Annotated in this window: 22 protein-coding genes; 14 read left to right on the forward strand and 8 right to left on the reverse strand. The window is 70.4% G+C overall.

The window, feature by feature from the left end; translation table 11 throughout:
• Positions 1-576: 576 nt before the first annotated feature.
• From ACFP2V_RS08340 to ACFP2V_RS08350, 3 genes are all read left to right on the forward strand, one after another.
• Complete coding sequence (locus tag ACFP2V_RS08340; protein ID WP_381207790.1) at positions 577-1,818, forward strand: hypothetical protein; 1,242 nt, start codon at positions 577-579, stop codon at positions 1,816-1,818.
• A gap of 461 nt (positions 1,819-2,279) precedes the next feature.
• The gene (locus ACFP2V_RS08345) at positions 2,280-3,401 is read left to right on the forward strand and encodes a hypothetical protein (protein ID WP_381207792.1); all 1,122 of its coding nucleotides are present in this window, start codon (positions 2,280-2,282) and stop codon (positions 3,399-3,401) included.
• A 402-nt stretch (positions 3,402-3,803) separates the two neighbouring features.
• Positions 3,804-5,495 carry a PA14 domain-containing protein gene (locus tag ACFP2V_RS08350; protein WP_381207795.1) on the forward strand — a complete coding sequence of 564 codons (1,692 nt, stop codon included), beginning with the start codon at positions 3,804-3,806 and terminating at the stop codon, positions 5,493-5,495.
• 131 nt (positions 5,496-5,626) lie between these two features.
• Here the strand turns inward: ACFP2V_RS08350 and ACFP2V_RS08355 are convergent, their stop codons facing one another.
• The gene (locus ACFP2V_RS08355) at positions 5,627-5,824 is read right to left on the reverse strand and encodes a hypothetical protein (protein ID WP_141666127.1); all 198 of its coding nucleotides are present in this window, start codon (positions 5,822-5,824) and stop codon (positions 5,627-5,629) included.
• Between ACFP2V_RS08355 and ACFP2V_RS08360 the strand changes: the two genes are divergently transcribed.
• Both ACFP2V_RS08360 and ACFP2V_RS08365 read left to right on the forward strand, forming a co-directional pair.
• On the forward strand, positions 5,823-6,041 hold the full coding sequence (locus ACFP2V_RS08360; protein ID WP_381207799.1) for a type II toxin-antitoxin system VapB family antitoxin: 219 nt from the start codon (positions 5,823-5,825) through the stop codon (positions 6,039-6,041). The genes ACFP2V_RS08355 and ACFP2V_RS08360 overlap by 2 nt on opposite strands.
• Positions 6,042-6,043: 2 nt before the next feature.
• The gene (locus ACFP2V_RS08365; RefSeq protein ID WP_381207802.1) at positions 6,044-6,460 is read left to right on the forward strand and encodes a PIN domain nuclease; all 417 of its coding nucleotides are present in this window, start codon (positions 6,044-6,046) and stop codon (positions 6,458-6,460) included.
• 168 nt (positions 6,461-6,628) lie between these two features.
• Here the strand turns inward: ACFP2V_RS08365 and ACFP2V_RS08370 are convergent, their stop codons facing one another.
• Positions 6,629-7,123, reverse strand: coding sequence for an ATP-binding protein (locus ACFP2V_RS08370; RefSeq protein ID WP_381207805.1), 495 nt, complete (start codon positions 7,121-7,123; stop codon positions 6,629-6,631).
• A gap of 177 nt (positions 7,124-7,300) precedes the next feature.
• On the opposite strand from ACFP2V_RS08370, the gene ACFP2V_RS08375 reads away from it, so the two are divergent.
• The 3 genes from ACFP2V_RS08375 (at position 7,301) to ACFP2V_RS08385 (ending at position 9,526) form a co-directional block, all read left to right on the forward strand.
• Positions 7,301-8,215 carry a helix-turn-helix domain-containing protein gene (locus ACFP2V_RS08375; RefSeq protein ID WP_381208036.1) on the forward strand — a complete coding sequence of 305 codons (915 nt, stop codon included), beginning with the start codon at positions 7,301-7,303 and terminating at the stop codon, positions 8,213-8,215.
• On the forward strand, positions 8,178-8,312 hold the full coding sequence (locus ACFP2V_RS08380) for a DUF397 domain-containing protein (RefSeq protein WP_381208039.1): 135 nt from the start codon (positions 8,178-8,180) through the stop codon (positions 8,310-8,312). Before ACFP2V_RS08375 ends, ACFP2V_RS08380 begins: the two co-directional genes overlap by 38 nt.
• Positions 8,313-8,602: 290 nt before the next feature.
• On the forward strand, positions 8,603-9,526 hold the full coding sequence (locus ACFP2V_RS08385; RefSeq protein WP_381207808.1) for a hypothetical protein: 924 nt from the start codon (positions 8,603-8,605) through the stop codon (positions 9,524-9,526).
• Positions 9,527-9,573: 47 nt separating this feature from the next.
• Here ACFP2V_RS08385 and ACFP2V_RS08390 read toward each other — a convergent pair whose 3' ends face one another.
• The 3 genes from ACFP2V_RS08390 to ACFP2V_RS08400 form a co-directional block, all read right to left on the reverse strand.
• A complete protein-coding gene (locus tag ACFP2V_RS08390) occupies positions 9,574-9,909 on the reverse strand; it encodes a helix-turn-helix domain-containing protein (RefSeq protein WP_381207811.1) in 336 nt (111 codons plus the stop codon).
• Entirely contained in the window at positions 9,906-10,286 is a 381-nt protein-coding gene (locus tag ACFP2V_RS08395; RefSeq protein WP_381207814.1) for a type II toxin-antitoxin system RelE/ParE family toxin, read from the reverse strand. The genes ACFP2V_RS08390 and ACFP2V_RS08395 overlap by 4 nt, the downstream gene beginning before the upstream one ends.
• A 263-nt stretch (positions 10,287-10,549) precedes the next feature.
• Entirely contained in the window at positions 10,550-11,383 is an 834-nt protein-coding gene (locus ACFP2V_RS08400; RefSeq protein WP_381207817.1) for a class I SAM-dependent methyltransferase, read from the reverse strand.
• A 76-nt stretch (positions 11,384-11,459) separates the two neighbouring features.
• Here ACFP2V_RS08400 and ACFP2V_RS08405 point away from each other — a divergent pair, with 76 nt between their 5' ends.
• On the forward strand, positions 11,460-12,083 hold the full coding sequence (locus ACFP2V_RS08405; RefSeq protein ID WP_381207820.1) for a TetR/AcrR family transcriptional regulator: 624 nt from the start codon (positions 11,460-11,462) through the stop codon (positions 12,081-12,083).
• Positions 12,084-12,147: 64 nt separating this feature from the next.
• Here the strand turns inward: ACFP2V_RS08405 and ACFP2V_RS08410 are convergent, their stop codons facing one another.
• From ACFP2V_RS08410 to ACFP2V_RS08420, 3 genes are all read right to left on the reverse strand, one after another.
• On the reverse strand, positions 12,148-12,693 hold the full coding sequence (locus tag ACFP2V_RS08410) for a sigma-70 family RNA polymerase sigma factor (protein ID WP_381207823.1): 546 nt from the start codon (positions 12,691-12,693) through the stop codon (positions 12,148-12,150).
• Between the two features lie 235 nt (positions 12,694-12,928).
• Positions 12,929-14,131 (reverse strand): hypothetical protein, encoded by a 1,203-nt coding sequence (locus tag ACFP2V_RS08415; protein WP_381207826.1) that lies wholly within the window; start codon positions 14,129-14,131, stop codon positions 12,929-12,931.
• 11 nt (positions 14,132-14,142) lie between these two features.
• On the reverse strand, positions 14,143-15,006 hold the full coding sequence (locus tag ACFP2V_RS08420) for a lysozyme family protein (protein WP_380997955.1): 864 nt from the start codon (positions 15,004-15,006) through the stop codon (positions 14,143-14,145).
• A gap of 169 nt (positions 15,007-15,175) precedes the next feature.
• Here ACFP2V_RS08420 and ACFP2V_RS08425 point away from each other — a divergent pair, with 169 nt between their 5' ends.
• From ACFP2V_RS08425 to ACFP2V_RS08445, 5 genes are all read left to right on the forward strand, one after another.
• On the forward strand, positions 15,176-16,216 hold the full coding sequence (locus ACFP2V_RS08425; RefSeq protein WP_381207830.1) for a hypothetical protein: 1,041 nt from the start codon (positions 15,176-15,178) through the stop codon (positions 16,214-16,216).
• Positions 16,213-16,506, forward strand: coding sequence for a hypothetical protein (locus ACFP2V_RS08430; protein WP_055631261.1), 294 nt, complete (start codon positions 16,213-16,215; stop codon positions 16,504-16,506). The genes ACFP2V_RS08425 and ACFP2V_RS08430 overlap by 4 nt, the downstream gene beginning before the upstream one ends.
• Before the next feature lie 226 nt (positions 16,507-16,732).
• Positions 16,733-17,023 (forward strand): hypothetical protein, encoded by a 291-nt coding sequence (locus ACFP2V_RS08435; RefSeq protein WP_360045027.1) that lies wholly within the window; start codon positions 16,733-16,735, stop codon positions 17,021-17,023.
• A 16-nt stretch (positions 17,024-17,039) separates the two neighbouring features.
• Complete coding sequence (locus ACFP2V_RS08440; RefSeq protein WP_381207834.1) at positions 17,040-17,774, forward strand: DUF8175 domain-containg protein; 735 nt, start codon at positions 17,040-17,042, stop codon at positions 17,772-17,774.
• 1 nt (position 17,775) lies between these two features.
• On the forward strand, positions 17,776-19,080 hold the full coding sequence (locus ACFP2V_RS08445; protein WP_381207836.1) for a hypothetical protein: 1,305 nt from the start codon (positions 17,776-17,778) through the stop codon (positions 19,078-19,080).
• Positions 19,081-19,123 lie beyond the last annotated feature (43 nt).

Consider the following 19,123-nt stretch of genomic DNA (forward strand, 5'->3'; position numbering starts at 1 on the left):
ACTCACCCATACATGGTTACGCACACTCAACCAGCCCCGAGAACCAGCAGTTGGTTACCCCGTCCGGCGCGGGCGCGCCGCCTCGTCGACGGGGCCGCCGCCCTGTCTTCGTCAACGGCGGCCCCGCCCGGCGGCGCACTGCGTGCGAGCGGGCAAGGGCGGGACGTCATCCGCGGGCACCAGATGACGCCTCCGGCGGGGGATCGGCCGGCACCGGGATGGAGGGGGCGCCGTCGCCGACCGCGGACCCGTAGGGGCGGGTGCGGGGTGCTCCCGTCCCGTCCGCCGCCGACCCAGGCAGAGCCGAGCGGACGCGGCCCAGGGCGTCCAGGTCGCTCGTACGGTGGCGCGCTCCACCTTGACGCCCTGAACCACGCCCGCTCCACGGTGTGTGGGTCGGCGGCGGACGGACTGGAAGCCGGGGTGAGTGGTGGATCGAGGTGGGTGCCGCCGGGCTGAGGCCCAGACAGCACCTCTGGTGCCCTCGACGACCTCACCGGTCGGCGCCCACTGGTGGCAGACTTCCGATCTGCCGCACCGACGCGAGAGGCGTCCGGGGGCAGGGAGGTGGGGCCTGTGCGTGGGCGGGTGCATGACGTGGTGTGGGGGACGGTGCGGGTGGTATTGGCCGTCGTGCTGCTGGGGGCGGCGTGGCAGCTGGCACGGGGCGCGGAGCGTGATCGCTCTGCCGACCTCGACTTCCCACGCCTGGAGATACACGACGCTCAGGGGCGGGACACGGGCAGTCTGAAGGTGTGCGGGGACCGGTACCAGGAGCCGTTCTGTCTGCGGGCGGAGCGTGTGGCAGTGGACGAGGTACTGCTGAAGCTGAACAAGAAGGGCGGGGCCCGCTACCAGTTCGAGTTCGGCCGGTCCGGCGGGCGCACGCTGGCCCTCAAGCTGGACATCGACTACGCGGACCAGGACCTTGTCGAAGCCGCCGGCAGAAACGGGAAGGCAACCCTGTACTGGTGGCGCGATTCGGTGCGGCTGCTGGAGGTGTCGGCGGGCAGTGAGCAGCGGATGCTGCGCACAGCGCACTACCCGGGCCGGGAGTTCGTACTCCCCGCCGCATTCGGGGCGGTCCTAGCCGGGCTGGGCGCGGCGTTCCTGTGGTCGGGGCTGTGGCGGATCGTGCGTGGGGGCGTGTCCCGGTTGAACTGGCCGTGGCAGACGACGGTGCCGGGGGTGGCCTTCACCCTGGCAGGGCTGGGTGGGGCCCTGGGCGCGATGTTCGCGGTGCATTCGCCCTGGACGATGGCGTGGACCGCGGGTGTCGTGGGTGTGGTGAGCGCGGTGGGCATGGCCTGCTGGGCGTACCGGTTGGTGCGGCGCAGGCTGCCGGCACTGGAGCGGATGGAGCCCGTCGCGCCGGTGGCCGAGCGCCGCTTCCTGGGCACCGTGTGGGGACCGGGCCCGTGGCAGATGCTGTCGATGGGGTGGCTGCGGACCGGCCCGCAGGGACTTGCCGCCGTACCCGGACCGGCCACGGGTACCGGCAGCTTCGGGGTGCGGCCTTTCCCCGGGGCTCTGCGCCTGGTCCGGGTGCGGCCACCGCACCGGGACGACCCGCTGCGGCTGCGGTTCGGCCGCTACCGGCGTACGGACGGGGCGGAGGAGGCACAAATCGCGCTCATCGCCGAGTGCGAGGCCCTGGGCGGACCGGTTCCGGGCGCGCGAGTACTGATCGGCGCGGGCAGCGAGGACCTGCCTTACGTGCTCGGCGCACTGTCTGCTGCCACGCCGTCCCCGCTTTCCGTGCCCTCCGCCCCCGGCCAGGGCAGCCAGGACGGCCAGACGCGTCGTAGGCGGCAGTGAACGTGGGGCCGACTCCTATCGGGGCTGGGAGAAATCGGGGAGAAGATCTTCTCTCGGATGCCCACAGGGACCGAGCTGGACCGAGTCGGGCGGCTGACACCAACGGCTGACACCAACAGGTGCGGCCAGCGTCGACCAACACCGAATGGCAACGGACGATCAGCCGAGGACACCGGCCGGTTGGCCGACGTTGCCGACTCCCCGTGATCGACCTGACAAGGATGAGGTCACAGGTTCAAATCCTGCGGCCGGCCAGGGGCCCTCGCCCTGACCGGAGGAGGGCGTCTGGCCTGCGCGGATGGCTGATTTTCGAATCAGACTCCACCGACCTTTCGCGTAGGTCCTCTGGGCCGGGGCCCCGACCGGCAGCGATCACGGAGCCAAGCCGAGCTGTGTGAGGATGCGCGGAAGATGACCGGCCCTGGGGTGGGACCGGGTACGTGAGAAGGGCGGGGCCCATCGTGGGCAAGAGTGGGGAGTTCATACCGGACGAAGAGTGGGAGCGCTTCCTTCGTGAAGCCGAGGCGGGGTCCAAGGGCGCGCCCGAGGAGCCGTCGGCGCGGGCCCGGATGGTGGGGCGGCGGCTGCGGGAGAAGACCGGCCGACCGGAGCCGTGGCGGAGTCACCAACCGGCCCGGCGGCAAGGAGGTAAGGGCTGGTACGCGATCGGTCTGCTGGTCGCGATCGGTCTGCTGGTCGCGGTCGCCGTGCTGGTCGTGGCGCTGGATCCAGGGCGGGTGGCTGGATGGTTCGGAGGCGGAAGTGGAGACGGCGAGAATGCGCCGCTCGCTGTGGAGTCGAAGCATCCGGATCAACCGCCGCCGACGGAAGCGGCAGCCCAACCTCCGACTCTGGAGCAGCCGTTCAGGGGGTCGCCTGCGGCACAGTGGGGTGACGGGACGGCTGGGATCGGCCTGCCTGAGGCACGGGCGACCGGGTGGATGAGCAAGAGGCAGGTCGCGCAGGCGCTCGAGAAGACCCGGGACTTCCTCGCCGCGTCCAGTCTGGATCCTGGTGTGCTGCGCGGGGAGCGGCCGAGGAAGGCGATCGCGTTGATCAATCCTCATCAGCAGGATGTCCAGGACTACCTGGCGACCGCGTTCCGTACGCCCAGCCGGGAGAACGATCCTCTGCTGCTGTTCAGCCGGTTCGAGAACACGAAGGTCCGGCTTGTCGGGGATGTGGTCAAGACACGAGGGCGGATCACGTACCGAGAAGGTAAGCGCGGTGCGGTCGAGGTGACCACCGATATCACGTACGTATATCCGGCCGTACGCGCTGCAGCGGGAAGCAACGAAGTCGCGCGCACCATCGTGCGCCGCGAGGTCGTGATGAGTTGGGACGACCCGGTGAAGGTCTTCGTCGAACCGGGTACGTTCTCCCTCGTCTCCTACAAGGTGGACACCACCAACGGTGGCTGCGATACCTTCACCGGCTACCTCACCCCCGAGTTCAGCGCAGAGCGCGCGGCCTCGCGCCCGGGAGACGGCCCCGAGGTCGACCCGTACGACCGGAGCACGTCGATGGAAACGCGCATGCGGGAGGCCGGCGATGCGGGCTGCGGAACTGCCACACGGTCGTGAGCGGCAGTTGCAGGGAATCAGAACCGCATGGTCGGGAGCCTCAAGCGTCGCGGGTCGGTGAGTGTCTGACTGCGTGACGACACCCATGCACACCGGCGGACAGGTGGGGACGCCTGTGGACCATCACAGCAGGTGACAGGCACGGCAGCCCGAGGCCGGGCACCCACCCGAGTTGCTTCGGGACGAAGAGGTCGTGGGTTCACATCTCGCCACCCCGACAGAGAAACACCAGGGCAGGCCCGGTGCTGAGAGACCAGCACCGGGCCTGATGTGTTGTCCGGGGTGTTCCTGAAAGAAAAAAGTCCCGGTCGTCGAGCCGTGAAGATCGGTACAACCTCATCCCGGCCTCGCATGTCGTGGTCATGAACGCTCTTTTGCGTCCTGATCCGATCAGAGGACCGAATGACCCCAGCCAGACGCACGACCTCCGCGGCCGCGACCGCGATCGTGCTCGTGCTCGCTACCGCGGGCGGCCTGCTCACCGCCGTCGCCACGCCCGCCTCCGCCGCGCCCACCTGCACCTCGCCGGTCTACAAGCGGCAGTTCTTCGCGAACACCACCTTCTCCGGTAAGCCGAAGAAGACCGACTGCGACTCCAAGATCGACCAGAACTGGGGCACGGGCGCCCCGGCTTCCGGTCTGCCGTCGAACAAATTCGGTGTCCGCTGGACGGTGACCCGCGACTTCGGCTCCGGCGGCCCCTTCTCCTTCCCGGTCGAAGCGCGTGACGGCATCCGCGTCCACCTCGACGGCGTCCGCAAGGTCGACCTGTGGAAGGACGTCTCGACGACGGTGAAGAAGACGGTCAACGTCACCATTCCGTCCGGCAAGCACACCCTGCGCGTCGACTTCGCCAACTGGACCGGTGCCGCCAACGTCAAGTTCGGCTACGCGCCGAGGACTTCGGCCACCGTCGACAAGGTCAAGCCGCGCACCCCGACGGGCGCCGCCGTCACGTACGACACGGCGACCGGCAAGGCCAGGATCACCTGGTCCAAGAACAAGGAGATGGACCTCTCCGGCTACCGCGTCTACCGCCGTCTCAAGGGAAGCACGTACCCCGCCAAGCCACTGGCGACCACGACCTCCACGTCGTACACCAACACCCCGCCCCCGACCGGCCAGACGTACTACTACGAGATCCGCGCGGTCGACAAGGCCGGCAACGAGTCCACCGGCACCGCAGACCAGGCGGTCACCGCCGTCGACCGCACCGCACCGCCCGTGCCGGCCGGACTGAGCACCGCCTCCCAACCGGAGGGGCTGCGGGTCGGGTGGAGCGCGGTCCAGGGAGCGGTGTCGTACCGGGTGTACCGGGCGGCCAGTGCGGACGGGGCCTACACCAACGTGGGCAGTACCGAGCAGGTCTCGTACGTGGACGCTTCGGCCGCCGAGGACACCACCTCCTACTACCGGGTGACCGCTCTGGACGCCGCGGGCAACGAGTCCGCGCGGTCCGCCGTCGTCAGCGGCAAGCGCCGGGACCTCACCCCGCCGTCCGCCGTCACCGGGGTGACCGTCACCCCGACCGAGTACGGCTTCGAGGTGCGCTGGGACGCCAACCCGACCGCCGACCTGGCGAGCTACGTGGTCCGACGGGGCGAGCTGCTGGGGGACGAGGAGGAGCAGCTGTGCTCCCTCTACCCGGGCTATTACGTGTCGGCCGACACCACCTCGTACGCGTACACCGTCCTCCCGGACGGCGAGGAGTCCTGCTTCATCGTCGACGCCGTGGACGACGCCGGGAACTCTTCCTTCCGGGTGACCGGCGAGGCCCAGATCGTGGCCGCGACCGAGCTCGACATGACGCCGAGCGTGGCGACGCCGGGGGGTTCGCCGGTCAGGTTGACGGCGGCTTCCGGAGAGGCGGGCGTCGAGCTGTCCTGGTCTCCGGTGACCGACGCCACCGGCTACCAGGTCTACAGGTGGAACTCGCACGCCAAGGCGTACGAGAAGCTGGCGGCCACGACGGGGTCCTCCTACGAGGACACCGGCGCCGCCAAGGGCACCACTCACTTCTACTGGGTGACCGCCCGGTACGCGGACGGCACCGAGTCCGCGCCCGACGCCGACTGGGTGGTCCTGGCGCCCTGACCTTATTCGGGACGCAGAAGGTCGTGGGTTCACATCCCGCCACCCCGACAGAGTCAGAGACCTCCTGCAGACATCTGTAGGAGGTCTCTTTCGTGCTTGGAGGGCCAAACCGGGGGCCAAACGATTTTGGGTCAGGTCACCGCGTCGCCCTCTCCCTGCCCCTCCCCGCCCACCTCTTCCTGATCTTCGGCAAAGTTCTCATCCATGGCCCGCAGCTCCCGTGCGGGCCTGGAGCCGTTGAGGAGCCCCATCACTCTCAAGGTCGACAGCGATATCAAATTACGGCAGACTTGATATCGACCGCTGGACTGGCGAAGGAGGATACCCATGTCCCGAACAGTGATCGACATCGACGACGAGAACCTCGCTGAGGCTGCGCGGATCTTCGGAACGACCACCAAGGTCGCAACGGTGAACGCGGCACTGGAAGACGCGATCAAGCGCCGCAAGCGGGAATCGTTCCTCAATTGGCTGGCCGAAGGAGGGCTCCCCGACCTCACCGGTCCGGTCCGAGAAGGCGATTCCGACGCACACCACGCGGCCTGAACGTGTCCGAGCACTACCTGATCGACACCTCTGTCCTGGCGCGCTACCCCAAGCCCACCGTACGAGCCGTGCTGTACCCGCTGCACAACGCGGGACTGCTCGCCGTCTGTGGCGCCGTCCAGCTCGAAATCCTGCGCAGCGCGCGCTCCAAGGCCGACGCCGACCGCATTCGCGAAGGAATGCGCGGCTTCGACTGGCTGTCCACACCGGACGAGACATGGGATCGAGCCTTCGAGATCCAGGCGATGCTGATCGGCAACGGAAACTGGAGAGCCCTCTCGGTGTCCGACCTCCTGATCGCGGCCACCGCTGAACGCCACCGGGCGACCGTCCTGCACTACGACGGCGACTTCGACATGATCGCCGCCGCTACAGGACAGCCGACAGCCTGGGTTGTCCCGGCAGGCACAGCCGACTGACCGGAAGCCGTACTCCCCTGCGGGCGGGAGCCAGGTGAGAGCCGAAGCGCCCCCGGCTCCTCTCCGGGGCGCCCAAGGCGCAGCAAAGCCAACGGCTTTCACCAGGGAAATCGAGAGCCTTGGGGTGCGGTCCGGGTCGGCCCCGGCGGTTTCCGGGGGCGGCTGGGATCAGCTTGTTCCCACGGACACCTCCGCCCACACCGTCTTGCCGACGGGCCGGCGAGGTGTCGAGCCCCAGCGCAGGGCCAGGACGTCCACCAGGAGCAGTCCCCGGCCCGACTCGCCCTCCGGGCACGACGGGGGCGGGGCCGAGGGCAGCCGCTTCGCCGAGGCGGCGTCCGCGACCTCGATGCGGACCAGGTCCGCAGCCGTGTCGAGGGCGAGCCGGAGGTGGAAGTCGCGACCGGGGGCCCTGCCGTGCTGTACGGCGTTCGCCGCGAGTTCGCCGACGACCAGAGCGACCGTGCACGACGCGTCCGACTCCGGTGGGTGGCCCCAGTCCTCCATGCGCCGGACGGCGAGGCGTCGGGCGAGCCGCGCACCTCGCGATGAGGAGGCGAACTGTCCGGCCCAGGAGTGGGGTTCGTGTGCGGTGCCGTCGAGTGCGGCGGCGGTCGCGGTCCGGCGCGGCCGTTCTTCCGGGGTGGTCGTTCCTGTCAGCACGGCCTGTCCGTCCTTGTCCGTTCGAGCCGCGACATCTCGCGGCGTGCGCGATGCGTCACGTTCCGTGAACAAGAGTCGTCCGATCGCCCTACGCTCGAAAGGTGACACAGCATTACCTTTCAGGCGGTAAGGAACGGAAGTGACGCTTTGGCCAACGGAATTGATCCGAGTACGTCGATGGCGGCGCTGTTCGGCGCCCGGGTGCGCCGGCTCCGTACGGCGGCCGGGCTGACCCAGGCCGAACTCGGCGCCAGGACGCATGTGGTGAGCACGCGGATCACGCAGATCGAGCGGGCGTCCGGTGCGAAGCCGACGCTGGAGCTGGCACGTGCGCTGGACGCGGCCCTCGGTGCGGATGACCTGCTGGTGGAGTTGTGGCCGTACGTGTACCGGGAGGCGTTTCCGGACTGGTCCCGGAGGTTCATGGAGTACTCGGGGCGGGCGGTGGCCATCCACGAATACGCGGCTCACGTGGTGCCTGGCTTGTTGCAGACGGAGGGCTACGCGCGGGCGGTGCTGAGTGTCGGTCGAACGCTGGGCGGCAAAGAGCAGTTGGAGGAGCGGGTCGCCCTTCGTATGGGACGGCAGGAGCGTCTCGGCACACCCTGCCGACCCGAGCTGTGGGTGGTCCTCGACGAGGCGGTGCTCAGGCGTCCCGTCGGAGGCCAGGCGGTGATGCGCGAGCAGTTGGCGCGGCTGCTCGATACCGCGGCGGAACCTCACATCACGGTGCAGGTACTGCCGTTCGACCAGGGCGAGCACGATGTCATGGGCGGCTCGCTCACGGTGCTCACCCTGCCGGACGGCTCGGAGAACGCCTACACGGAAGGCGCGCACTACGGCCAACTCATCGAGGATCCAGGGGAGGTCAGGAGTTTCGCGCTGACCTACGATCGGCTGCGGGCGGCAGCTCTGCCCCCGCTCATGTCACTCGACATGATCCGATCCGTGAGGGAGGACAACCACCGTGGAGCGAAGGTCCCATCCCGATCCGACCGGCGTCGCCTGGCGCAAGAGCAGCTACAGCAATCAGGAGGGCGGCAACTGCGTGGAAGTGGCCGACGGGTTCCGGGCCGCCGTGCCCGTCCGTGACAGCAAGGTGCCGCACGGTCCGACGCTGTGCTTCGAAGTCGCTTCCTGGGCCGCGTTCATAAGCGAGTTGAAGGGCGACGGGCAGCACCGTCCCTGAGACGGCCGGGCTCCGGCCGCCGTCCGTCCGCCGGGCCCACCGGGTCCTTGTCCGCGAGGGTCCGGCGGGCCGCTGACCTCCTGAAAGAACCGGGGGAAAGAACTACCCGCCCACCCACCCTCCCCGCCGGAAGGCTCGCGTCACTCGTGCGGGTGACCGGCTTGCGGGGGCGGGATACGGGCGGTTACGTTCACCGCAACAAGCTCGACAACCGCAAACAGATACGGCCCCCGGCCGGGACGGCAATCCCGAACGAGGGCCTGACCGATCAGGAAGATGCGACCTTCCCAATGGCTGACTCGCAGTCTAACGCGCGCCTGCGCGCCGACGCCGGAGCTCCGACCTCCGGTGTGATCCACGTACGCACCCGGCTCACCGCCGACTTCACGGTCATCGCCAACGCCCTCGCCCAGCGGCGCGGCAGCGCGGTCACCGTCGGCGTGGGGGTCTACATCCTCTCCCTGCCCACCGGCACCCCCGTGTCCATCGCCGCCCTGTGCGCGCACTTCACCGAGGGCGAGATCCTGATCTCCCGGGCCCTGCGGGAGCTGGAGGCCGCCGGCTACCTGGAACGACGCTGTGAGCGCCTGTCCTCCGGGCAGATCCGCACCCGGACGTACTTCTACGACGTCCCCGGCGGCGGCCCGGAACCGGACCCGGACGGCCCCTCAGACCCCGGCGGGTCCCCGGAACCGCCGAAGCCGCCCCGGCCCCGGAAGTCGTCCGCAACCGGGCCGACCACGCCCTCTTCGGTGACCGCCACGGAGAAAGCGGCGCCCGCCCCCGCTCCGGACCGGCCGGAAGAGTCGGCGTCACTCGCCGACGCCGACCCGCAGGCGGTCGCCGTGCTGGCCTCGCTCCGCCGGGTCGATCCGCGGCTCCTCCTGTCCGAGCGGGAGGCCGTGCGGCTGGCGCCGGCCGTCGGGCAGTGGCTCGCAGCGGGTGTCACGCCTTCCCGGATCACCGCACATCTCACGGCACGGCTCCCCGACCACTTCCTGACCCGCCCGGCGGGCCTCCTCGCCTTCCGCCTCCGGGAAACACCCCTGCCCGCGCCACCCCCGGCACCACTCCCGGCGGTCGCCGAACGCCTGGCCGTCCTGCCGTTCCAAACCTGCGACGGCTGCGAGCGCGCCTTCCGCGCGCCGGAACCCGGACACTGCCGGGACTGCCGAAGCCGTCTCGTCCGGGGCCCTCTTCGTGCGGCCGGCTGAGCCGATGGGCGGGGGTGCGGAGCATGCCCGGCCATGTCCGGAGCAGCTCAGGCCGCGTCGCGAGCGGTGAGAGTGAGGCTCGCGTCTTCCTCGCTTATGGCGATGTTCAGGGAGGCCTCGAGCCCCTTGGCCAGCTTCGCCAGCAGGGGCAGGGTGGGGACGGTGTCCGAGCCCTCGATGCGGGAGATCTTCGCCTGGGTCAGACCGCAGCGGCGGGCAAGCTCCTCCTGGGACAGGCCGAGGGCCTTCCGGCGGTCGTACACCACCTGGGCGAGCGCCATGGAGAGACTGATCTCCCGGTCGAGCTCCTTCAGCTCCGGCGAACGGCTGTCCTCACCGGTGAGAGCCTTCTCACGGGCGAGCCTCCAGCGACTGTGGTTCATTCCAGCTCCTCCTTGTCGACGTCGCGGTCGAACAGCTGATGTGCCGGCCCGTGCTCGGCTTCGCAGTTCTTCTTCATCTGCTTGGCCCTGTCGACCTCCGCTTCCTCCCGCATCCTGGTTTTACGGAACACGGTCAGCAACACCACTGTGCGACGTGAGGTCAGCCAATAAGTAATACGGAAGGCCGCCCCTTCGAGCGTCGGTCTCAGTTCGCGTACACCGTCACCGAGATGGCGGGCGTGTGGTTCTCCCAAGTTCGCCGGGTCGTCGGCCAAAAGCATCACCATCCGCTCCACCTTCCGGTAGTGCCTTGCCGGAAGGGACTCCAACCAGACACGCACCTCGGGCTCGATCTCGACGTCGTACAGATCAGCCATGTCGCCCACGATATATGTCGTTCGCAACATGGCCCATCTCGGAGTTCACACTTCGGGAGCCATGTGGGAGCCGAACCACTCCTCCACCCCGACAGCGGCCAGAACCCGCGTACGGATGTCCGTATGCGGGCTCTGGCGTACTCGGGCGTCCATGTAACGGGGCGAATCCCCATCCTTCCCGGGGGCACCTCCAACGCAGCGACTGCCCTGACGGCGGGTCCTCCCCACCCTGACCGCTTGATCGGCCTCTTTTCCGACAGGCCCTACGCGGATGCCGTGACGATCCAGACGTACCCTGGAATGCGGACGCCGCCGGAGATCTCGAACTCCCTGAAACTGTCGCGCAGTTCGGCGTGAATTCGGGTGGTGGTCTCCGGTTCGGCGTCACGCAGGTTGTGGCGGACCGGGCCCATGGCCAGGAGGAAGTCGGCGGCGTCGGCCGCGTCGGCGCCGAAGGTCATGGGGGCCTCGGCAGGGGTCACGTCGATGTCGGTGTATCCGGCGGCGGTGAGCACCTCGCGGATGCGGGCGGGGTCGAGCAGGGACCCCATGCCCCTGGCGGCGGGGGACGCCTCGCGCAGGAACGGGGAGAGTGCGGCGGTCGCGCGGGCGTAGGCGCTGTCCGGGCCCTCGGGCTGCGGGCCGAGGAACGCGAGGCGGCCGGTGGGCGCCAGCGAGTGGCGCAAGTGGGTGAAGGCCGCGACGTGGTCGGCGAAGAACATGACCCCGCCGCGGCTGAGGAGGACGTCGAAGGCGCGGGCGGGCAGCGGATGCACCTGGGCGTCGCCCTGGACGAAGGTGACGTTGCCGACGCCGTCCGCGGCGGCGTCACGGCGGGCGCGGTCCAGCATGGGCGCGGACAGGTCGATTCCGACGGCCTCGCCGTCGTACGCCCGACGTGCGGCGAGGCGCGTCGTCTGACCGGTGCCGCAGCCGACGTCCAGGACCCGGTGGCCGGCCGTGATGCCCGCGGCGGCGAACAAGGGCTCGTTGAACGCTCCCATCATCGCGTCGTAGCGCTCCGCGTGTTCGGCCCAGTGGGCGCCCTCCCAGTCGTTCCATGCCTCTGCCTGCTGACGGTTGGCGATGGCGTGCATGGCTCACCCCTTCGGTGAGGAGAATCATTCACTAGAGTTGAGCTCTAGTGTCCAACTCTAGATATAGGCTCCAGTCATGGCTGAGGTCAAGGGAAAACGGGGCGACAGGGCCCGGGAGACGCGGCGGCGGATCATCGACGCGGCCGCCGAGCTGTTCGTGGAGCAGGGGTACGGGGCGACCAAGCTGCAGGAGATCGCCGACCGGGCGGGCGTCGCGGTGCAGACGATCTACTTCGTCTTCCGGAACAAGCCCTCGCTGCTCAAGGAACTGGTCGACGTCGCCATCGCGGGTGACGACGAGCCCCTGGCCACGATGGACCGGCCCTGGTTCGAGGAGGTCACGACCGCACCGACCGCGGAATCGGCCCTGGCCGTCCTGGTCGCCGGTGCCCGCAGGACGCTCGAACGCGTCGCCGCCATCAACGAGATGGTCCGGGCCGCGACCGCGACCGACCCGGAGATCCGCGCGCTGTGGCCGGACACGACCGACCCCCGGTACACGGTCGTCTCGACGGCCGCGCGGGCCCTGACCGAGAAACCCGGCGCCCGGCCCGGCCTCTCCGCCGAAGAGGCGGCGGACGTCGTCTACGCCCTGCTCAGCCCGGAACTCTTCCTGGTCCTGACCCGCGACCGCGCCTGGCCGGCCGACAAGTGGGAGCGCTGGGCCCACGACACTCTCGGCTCCCAGCTGCTGGCCTGAGAGCCGAGCCGTCCGGCGCCCCGACCGGGCGGGCACGCATGACGGCGGTCAGGCGGTCAGGCGGTCAGTGCATGCCCCGGTCTTCCAGGGCTGTTTTCAGGCTGCGCAGGGCGTAGTAGACGCGGGACTTCACCGTGCCCTGGGGGACGCCGAGGGCGGTGGCCGCCTGCTGGGTGGTGCGGTCGGCGAAGAAGGTGGCCTCCAGGACCTCGCGGTGTGCGGGCGTCAGGGCCTGGAGGGCGTCGTGCAGGACGATGGACGACAGCATGCGTTCGATGTCGTCGGCCTCGGCGCCCAGTTCGGCCAGCCAGGTCGCGCCGCCTATCTCCAGCGGGCGGGCCATCTTCGTACGGTGTGCGTCGATCACGATGTTGCGGGCGACGCGGAACATCCAGGGGCGTACGGCCATTCCCTCGCCGTCCGCCAGGTTCTGCTTGTTCCAGCAGCGCAGCAGCGTCTCCTGGATGACGTCCTCCGTACGGTGGGTGTCCCCGTTCAGCATGCGCAGCACGTACGTGTAGAGGGCCGGGCCGTGCTCCAGGTAGAGGTCCCTCAGTGCCCGTTCCTCGGGGGACACCGCGCTTGCCGATCCGATCACCGTCACGTTCATGGTGTGCTCCTGCTCCTTGGGACGGCCGGCTCCCTGCCGTGGGACGGGGAGCCGGAACCTCCGGCGGAGTGGAGTGTTGCCAGGCGTGTTCGACGCTCGTTCGATGCTTCATTGACGTTGAATACATCCGCCGTACAACGGGGTTGCACGACCGGGTTGCACGACGGGTTTGTGCAGCGGGTTTGTGCAGCGGGTTTGTGCGACGGTTTGCACGGCGGCGGCGTGCGAGGGCCGGTCAGACGTAGGCGGTCAGGTCCTCCAGTTGGACGCGGACCTGGTGGGCCAGGTGTTCGTCCGCCGGGGACAGGCGGCCGGCGCTGTGCAATCTGCCCCACATGTGCAGCAGTTCGTTGCCGTGTATCTCCGCCGCCCGGTCGTCGTCCAGCCGTTGCCACGCGGCTGCCGCCCTCGCCACCGCCGCCGGCGCCTGCGGGTCGCCGGCCCCGCACAGGATGCGGGCCACGGACAGGGCCAGCACCGTGGCCTCCCGGTGGTCCCCGCGCAGGTGCGCCAGGTACGCCTCCATCGCCCTCGCCTCCAGGGCGTCGGGGTGTTCGGCGCCCACCTCGGCGGTCATGGCCTCGCGCAGCGCGGTCGCGTCGTCCAGCGCCTCGTCCAGCCGGCCGACGGCCGCCAACGCGTTGATCCGGGTGATCCGTTCGATCAGCTCGGGCGACAGGTCCACGGCGGCTACAGGGGCGGACAGTTCCTCGGTGACGCCCCGCGTGGTCCTGCGCGTGGGCTCCGGAGGCGGGCCGGATGCCGGTTCCGGTTCCGGCCCGAGGGCCGGAGACGGAGCCGGGGACGGGGACCGTTCCGCCTCCCACTCCATGGCCGACTCCTGGCCGGGTACGAGCTCCGGCTCGGGGGCCGTGGCCTGGGCCGGGATGCTGATCCGGGCCGGTGAGTTCACGGCGTCGCCGGCGGCGGTGGCCCGCGCGCGGGCGACGGCCGCGGCGATGGCGGACCCGGCCACGGGGTGCGGCACAGGCGCCGGGGCCTCGGAGACCTCCAGGTCTTCGGAGTCCTCGGGTGCCGCCGGTTCCCGCGGGCCCTCGGAGGCCTCCGGGCCTTCGGACACCTCCGGGTCCGTCGGGCCTTCGGGCACCTCCGGATCCTCCGGCTCCTCTGATTCCTCCGGCTCCTCGGGTTCCTCCGGCTCCTCGGGTTCCTCCGGCTCCTCGGGTTCCTCCGGCTCCTCGGGTTCCTCCTGCGCAAGAACCCGGCTCGATCCGTCCGGCGCGACCTCCAGGGTGAAGTGGGCGTCGCCCGGTCCCTCGGTCACGGTCGCCTGCACCGGGGTGCCGCACTGCTCCGCGTACCGCTGCAAATGGTCCAGTACGGCCTCGTGCACGGACTCGTCCGGTGCGGGGGCGACGGGCTCCTGGTCGATGCGGGCGAACCCGTCGCCGGAGATGTACACATCGAAGCGGGTCATGGCTGGCCTCCTCATGGGGCGGGAGTCCCGTCGTCGGCGGAACCGGAATCCGCGGTCCGGGTGTCCACGAATTCGGAGTCGTCCGGTTCGTCCGGGCCGCCGGACTCGTCGGGACTGGGGGTGACGCCCGGAGTGGCGCCGTCGGGCGGGGCGGCCACACCGGCGTATTTGGCGAACTGGGCGCGGATGGCGGCCACATAGCCGACGGCGTCGTTCGACTGCGGGACGCCCCCGGCCTCGATGACGGCGTCCATGCCGATCTTGTAGGCGGCCAGGGTGACGTCCAGAACGGTCCCTTCGACCGTCTTGGCGTCGATGGCGCTCTTCGCCTGTTCGGCCAGGTCACACATGTAGCGGCCCTGCGCCATGATCGAGTCGGCGGTGTCCATGGCGTCGACCTCGTCGTTGTCGTCGTCGTCCTCGCCGTACTTCTCGAAGATCTCGGGTGGCAGCTGGGAGATGCCCTTCTCGCCGTTGGCGCCCTTCATCTCGGCGTTGAAGCCGGAGGCGTTCTCCAGCTGCGACGCGATGACGATCGGGCCGATGTCCGAGCACAGGTCGCCGGCGTCCTTGATGCTGTCCACCAGGTCGTCCGGGACGGTGTTCTCGTCCAGCTCCTCCTTGCCGTCGCCGCCGAAGACGTTCTCGATCTCGTGGCCGATGGCCTCGTTGGCGGAGTCGCTGCCTCCACCCCCGCCGAACAGCAGGATCAGGGCGATCAGCGGCGCCAGCAGCACGCCGAATCCGCCGAAGATGATGACGACGACCGCGCCGATCACCAGGATCACCGGCGACATCAGACAGCCGCAGCCGACACCGGCCGCTGCCACGTTGCGGACGGTGTTCGATGCGTTGTCTTCCGAGTCTGCGCTCATCGGCGCGTGCCTTCTTCCCCTCACCTTGAACCGCTGTGCCGGTCGGCCCGTTGTGCTGTCCGGCGGGCTCGGTAGATCAAACGCGGCCCGGCGCAAAGAAGTTCAAACCGGTGGAAACCAGATGAGCCAGAGCAGCACAGGAACAGGGCAAGAGGGGGGCAGGAAGCACATGGGCACTCCTTCGGCAACGCCGTCGGACCCGCGGGGCTGGGTACGGGGACCGAAACCCGCCCGCCCGCGACCCGGCACGGAGACGGCCGACCCCGAGGAGCAGGGCGCCGGTACGTCCCCCGCGCAGCAACCCGCCACCCGGCCGGCTCCGGCCGCGCAACCGCCGGCCACCCGGCCTGCCTCCGTACAGGCTCCGCCTGCCGCCGACCGCACGGCACCCCGTCCCGCGGCCGGTCACGCGCCCGCCGCCCCGGCCACCGCCGCGGCCCGGCCGGTACAGCAGCAGCCCTCACCGGCGGCCCGCCCCCACCCGGCGCCGCACCCGGCACCGCGCCCGGCCCCGCGGCCCACGCAGCGGACCGAACCGGCGCCCGCGTCCCGGACCACGCCCCCGGCCTCCCCCAGGACCCCGGGTCCGGTCACATCCCCCGGCCCGGCCGGGACTCCAGGCGTCCCGAAGTCCCGGCCGGGCCCGCCCAAGGCGTCCGGTTCCGCCGGGGCCGCACCCGTACGCCGGGCCGCCGCGGACCGGGCCACCACGGACCGGTCCGCCGAAGCCGGCTGGGGCGAGCCCAAACGGCGCAGGCCCCTACGGGGCAAGTCCCCGGACGAGATCGGGTGGGTCAAGGCGCACGGCGGCGCCGGTGCGACCTCGCTGTGCGAGCTCCTCGGCGGCGTGGACGTGGGCGCCCGCTGGCCGGAGCCCGCGAAGGGCGAACCCCGCCGGATCGTGATCGTCGGCCGGACCAGCGCGCAGGGCATCAGAGCCGTGTCGCAGGCGCTGGGCGCACTGCACGAGGGCAAGGCCCCGCAGGGTCTCGACCTGGTGGCCGTGGTCCTCGTCGCCGACGCCCCGAACCGGCTGCCGCTCAGCCTGCTGCGTCGCATCCGGGTCATCCGCTCCGTCGTCCACGTCCACCGGGTGCCGTGGATACCGGCCTGGCGCGTGGGCGGCCGGCCGCGCTCGCTGCCCCGGAAGATCAGCGCACTCGCCCAGTTGGTGGGAACCGACGTCCACCGAGGAAGTACCGCCTCATGAACCGACTGCTGTTCCAGAGCCACCTCGCGGTCGACGCGTTCGACCCGAACATCGGCGGTGGCGCGATGACGATCCTCCGTCTTCTCGCCTGGTGCGCCTCGGCCGCCGGGGTCGCCGGTCTGATCATCATCGGCATCAACATGTCCCTCCAACTGCGCCGCGGCGATCCGGGCGAGGGCGGGGAGCACTTCCGCGGTGTCTTCTTCGTCGTCCTCGCCGCGCTGATCGCCACCTGCGCCGGTCCGCTCGTCGCGTTCCTCGGCGACCTGTCGCTCCACGCGCCGGAATAGCGGCGCCGCCTCTGACCGACAGGCACCGCCTCTGACCGACGCCCCTCCTGACCCGCACCACATCCAGGCCCACACCACATACAGACCAGCTCCACCCCAGACCAGCTCCACATCCAGGCCCGCACCACCCCCAGAACCGCATCACATCCAGACCAGCTCCACCCTTCCCACCCCTCACCACCTGCCCACCCCACCGGGCTCGGGCACCGACTCTCCGGAGATCTCCATGTCCTCCTCACTCCTCCTCAAGGCATCGGTCTTCCTCGCCTCCGACGTGCCGGACCCCGGCCGGGAGGCCCCGGAGGAGCTGACCGAGAAGGTCAACACCGTGCTCGGCATAGCCGCCTGGGGCGGAACCGCCGCCGGTGTGGCCGGGGTGCTGGTCACCGGCGCGATGATGGCCATCTCCCTCAAGCGGGGCGAGAGTTCGGAGCACATGAGCCGTCTCGGCATGGTGCTCGGCGGCTGTGTCCTGGTGGCCACCGCGGGTCCGCTGATCTCCTTCGTCTTCAACTGACCGGCGGTCGTCCGAGATGTTCACACGCAGGCAGCGGCAGCCCGAGGTGTCCGGCCCGTACTGGCGTCAGCGCGGCTGGCAGCTGTCGGCCGGGTTCCTCGCCGGCGCGGTGGTCCTGGGCGGGCTCGTGGCGCTGACCTCCGGCGGCGACGGCTCGGCCCGCGCCCCGGCGGCCGGCCGCGAACCGGTCGCCGCGCACGGTCGGCCCGGTGACTGCCATACGGACGACAGCGCAGGTGACGCCCGCCCCGAGGCCGCGCCGAAGGACGTCACCTGGCGCATGATCGGCGCCGTGCGCGTGCCCGTCTCCCCGACGGCCGGACCGGTGCGGACCGGGGGCACGCCCTGGTGGTGTTTCGCCCACACCGCCACCGGTGCCGTGCTGGCCGCCCATGTCATCACGTCTCAGATGGGCATGGCGGACTGGGAGACGGTGGCGGAGCGGCAACTGGTGCCGGGCCTGGCGCGGGACATGTTCGTCTTCACGCGCCGCACCATCGAGGACGCCCCGTCCGAAGAGGTGGACCAGGCGTCCGTCGCCTCCTACGTCGGCTTCTCGGTGCGCTCGTACGCGAAGAGCGCGGCAAGTGTGAACCTGCTCATGCGCGGCAGCGACGGCTTCACCGGGACCACCGTCAACCTGCGCTGGGAAGAGGGGGACTGGAAGATCCTGCCCTTCGGCGACGGCAGCCTGTATTCCACCCTGAGCCCGGTGCAGAACACCAACGGTTACCTTCTGTGGGAGACCTGACATGGCCTCGTGCAACAGTTCAGGGGTCCCCGTACTGGACGCCCTGGTGGGATTCTTCAAGTTCCTGGGCAACCCCATCGGAACCATCATGGAGGCGGTCGCGGACTTCGTCCTGGGCGCCGCGATCCAGGTGTACGGGTCCCTGGTCACCTCCATCCCGACCCTGACCTGGGAGAAAAGTTCCGGGGCGACGGGCAGCAATCCGACCACGGCCATCAACAACGCCTCGCAGTGGGTCGTGGTCTACCTGGCGGTCGGCTCGCTGCTGTTCGCCTCCGCCCGGATGGCGATCGAACGGCGCGGGGACGCCGGCAAGACCGCCCTCAAGGGCATCCTCCGGGTCGTCTTCGTCTCGGCGGCCGCCACGACGGTCCTGACCGCGGCGGCCGGGCTGTCGGACAGGTACGCGCAATATCTGTTCGACGCGGGAGCGGAGGCGCAACTGGCGCACATCGGCCGCTGCACCTCCGGCAGCACCCTGCAGGCCTTCCTGCTGATGGTGCTCGCCTTCCTGCTGCTCATCGCCGGCATCATCCAGACGATCCTGCTCTACATCCGGCTGGGCGTCATGATCCTGCTACTGGGCACCCTCCCGATCGCCGCCGCCGCCTCCATGACGGACTGGGGTGCCGGCTGGTGGCGCAAGCACATCGGCTGGATGATCGCCTGGCTGCTGTACAAACCGGCCGCGGCCCTCGTGATGTACGCGGGCTCGGTGATGATCTCCTCGGACAACAGCGAGGTCAGCATCCACGAACGCATCGCGGGCATCGGCATCATGCTGCTCTCCGCGGTCTCGCTGCCCGCCCTGCTGCGGCTCGTCATGCCCGCCACCGCCGCTCTCGGCGGATCGGGCGCCGAGAGCGGCGCCATGTCGGCGGTGGGCGGCACCGTGGCCTCCGGTGCCCGCTCCATCGCGGGTGGCAGCGGCAGCGGCGGACGGAGCGGCCCGTCCGGCCCGTCCGGTTCGTCCCGGTCGGGCGACGGCGGCTCCGCCGGGTCGTCCGGTGCGTCCGGGTCGGGCGGGTCGTCCGGGTCCTCCGGCAAGAGCGGCCCCAGCGGTGCCATGGGCACGAAGGGCGTGGGCGCGGGCGGCGGAGGGTCCGGCAGCGGTGGCCCCTCGGGGGCCGGTGGAGGCGGAGCCGGCGCGGGAGCCGGAGCCTCCGGTGCGCTGGGCAAGGCGGCCGCCGCGGCCGGGCCCGCCGGGATGGTCGCCGGTGCGGTGATCACCGCGGCCGAGATCGCGACCCGTACCGCCGCGGGCGCGGTGGACGGCGCCGACGGCGACCAGGGGCACAACCCCTGACTCCAGGAACGGTGTCGCCGTAGGGCCGGCCCCGCCGCCCGCC

The organism is Streptomyces incanus, from assembly GCF_042656345.1.
Taxonomy (GTDB): domain Bacteria; phylum Actinomycetota; class Actinomycetes; order Streptomycetales; family Streptomycetaceae; genus Streptomyces; species Streptomyces incanus.

What these genes read in the sequence shown, in the direction of transcription:
- ACFP2V_RS08350 (WP_381207795.1), top strand. Translation starts at nt 3,804, where the DNA reads ATGACCCCAGCCAGACGCACGACCTCCGCGGCCGCGACCGCGATCGTG.
- ACFP2V_RS08360 (WP_381207799.1), top strand. Translation starts at nt 5,823, where the DNA reads ATGTCCCGAACAGTGATCGACATCGACGACGAGAACCTCGCTGAGGCT.
- ACFP2V_RS08355 (WP_141666127.1), bottom strand. Translation starts at nt 5,824, where the DNA reads ATGGGTATCCTCCTTCGCCAGTCCAGCGGTCGATATCAAGTCTGCCGT.
- ACFP2V_RS08375 (WP_381208036.1), top strand. Translation starts at nt 7,301, where the DNA reads ATGGCGGCGCTGTTCGGCGCCCGGGTGCGCCGGCTCCGTACGGCGGCC.
- ACFP2V_RS08385 (WP_381207808.1), top strand. Translation starts at nt 8,603, where the DNA reads ATGGCTGACTCGCAGTCTAACGCGCGCCTGCGCGCCGACGCCGGAGCT.
- ACFP2V_RS08390 (WP_381207811.1), bottom strand. Translation starts at nt 9,909, where the DNA reads ATGAACCACAGTCGCTGGAGGCTCGCCCGTGAGAAGGCTCTCACCGGT.
- ACFP2V_RS08395 (WP_381207814.1), bottom strand. Translation starts at nt 10,286, where the DNA reads ATGGCTGATCTGTACGACGTCGAGATCGAGCCCGAGGTGCGTGTCTGG.
- ACFP2V_RS08400 (WP_381207817.1), bottom strand. Translation starts at nt 11,383, where the DNA reads ATGCACGCCATCGCCAACCGTCAGCAGGCAGAGGCATGGAACGACTGG.
- ACFP2V_RS08405 (WP_381207820.1), top strand. Translation starts at nt 11,460, where the DNA reads ATGGCTGAGGTCAAGGGAAAACGGGGCGACAGGGCCCGGGAGACGCGG.
- ACFP2V_RS08410 (WP_381207823.1), bottom strand. Translation starts at nt 12,693, where the DNA reads ATGAACGTGACGGTGATCGGATCGGCAAGCGCGGTGTCCCCCGAGGAA.
- ACFP2V_RS08415 (WP_381207826.1), bottom strand. Translation starts at nt 14,131, where the DNA reads ATGACCCGCTTCGATGTGTACATCTCCGGCGACGGGTTCGCCCGCATC.
- ACFP2V_RS08420 (WP_380997955.1), bottom strand. Translation starts at nt 15,006, where the DNA reads ATGAGCGCAGACTCGGAAGACAACGCATCGAACACCGTCCGCAACGTG.
- ACFP2V_RS08425 (WP_381207830.1), top strand. Translation starts at nt 15,176, where the DNA reads ATGGGCACTCCTTCGGCAACGCCGTCGGACCCGCGGGGCTGGGTACGG.
- ACFP2V_RS08430 (WP_055631261.1), top strand. Translation starts at nt 16,213, where the DNA reads ATGAACCGACTGCTGTTCCAGAGCCACCTCGCGGTCGACGCGTTCGAC.
- ACFP2V_RS08435 (WP_360045027.1), top strand. Translation starts at nt 16,733, where the DNA reads ATGTCCTCCTCACTCCTCCTCAAGGCATCGGTCTTCCTCGCCTCCGAC.
- ACFP2V_RS08440 (WP_381207834.1), top strand. Translation starts at nt 17,040, where the DNA reads ATGTTCACACGCAGGCAGCGGCAGCCCGAGGTGTCCGGCCCGTACTGG.
- ACFP2V_RS08445 (WP_381207836.1), top strand. Translation starts at nt 17,776, where the DNA reads ATGGCCTCGTGCAACAGTTCAGGGGTCCCCGTACTGGACGCCCTGGTG.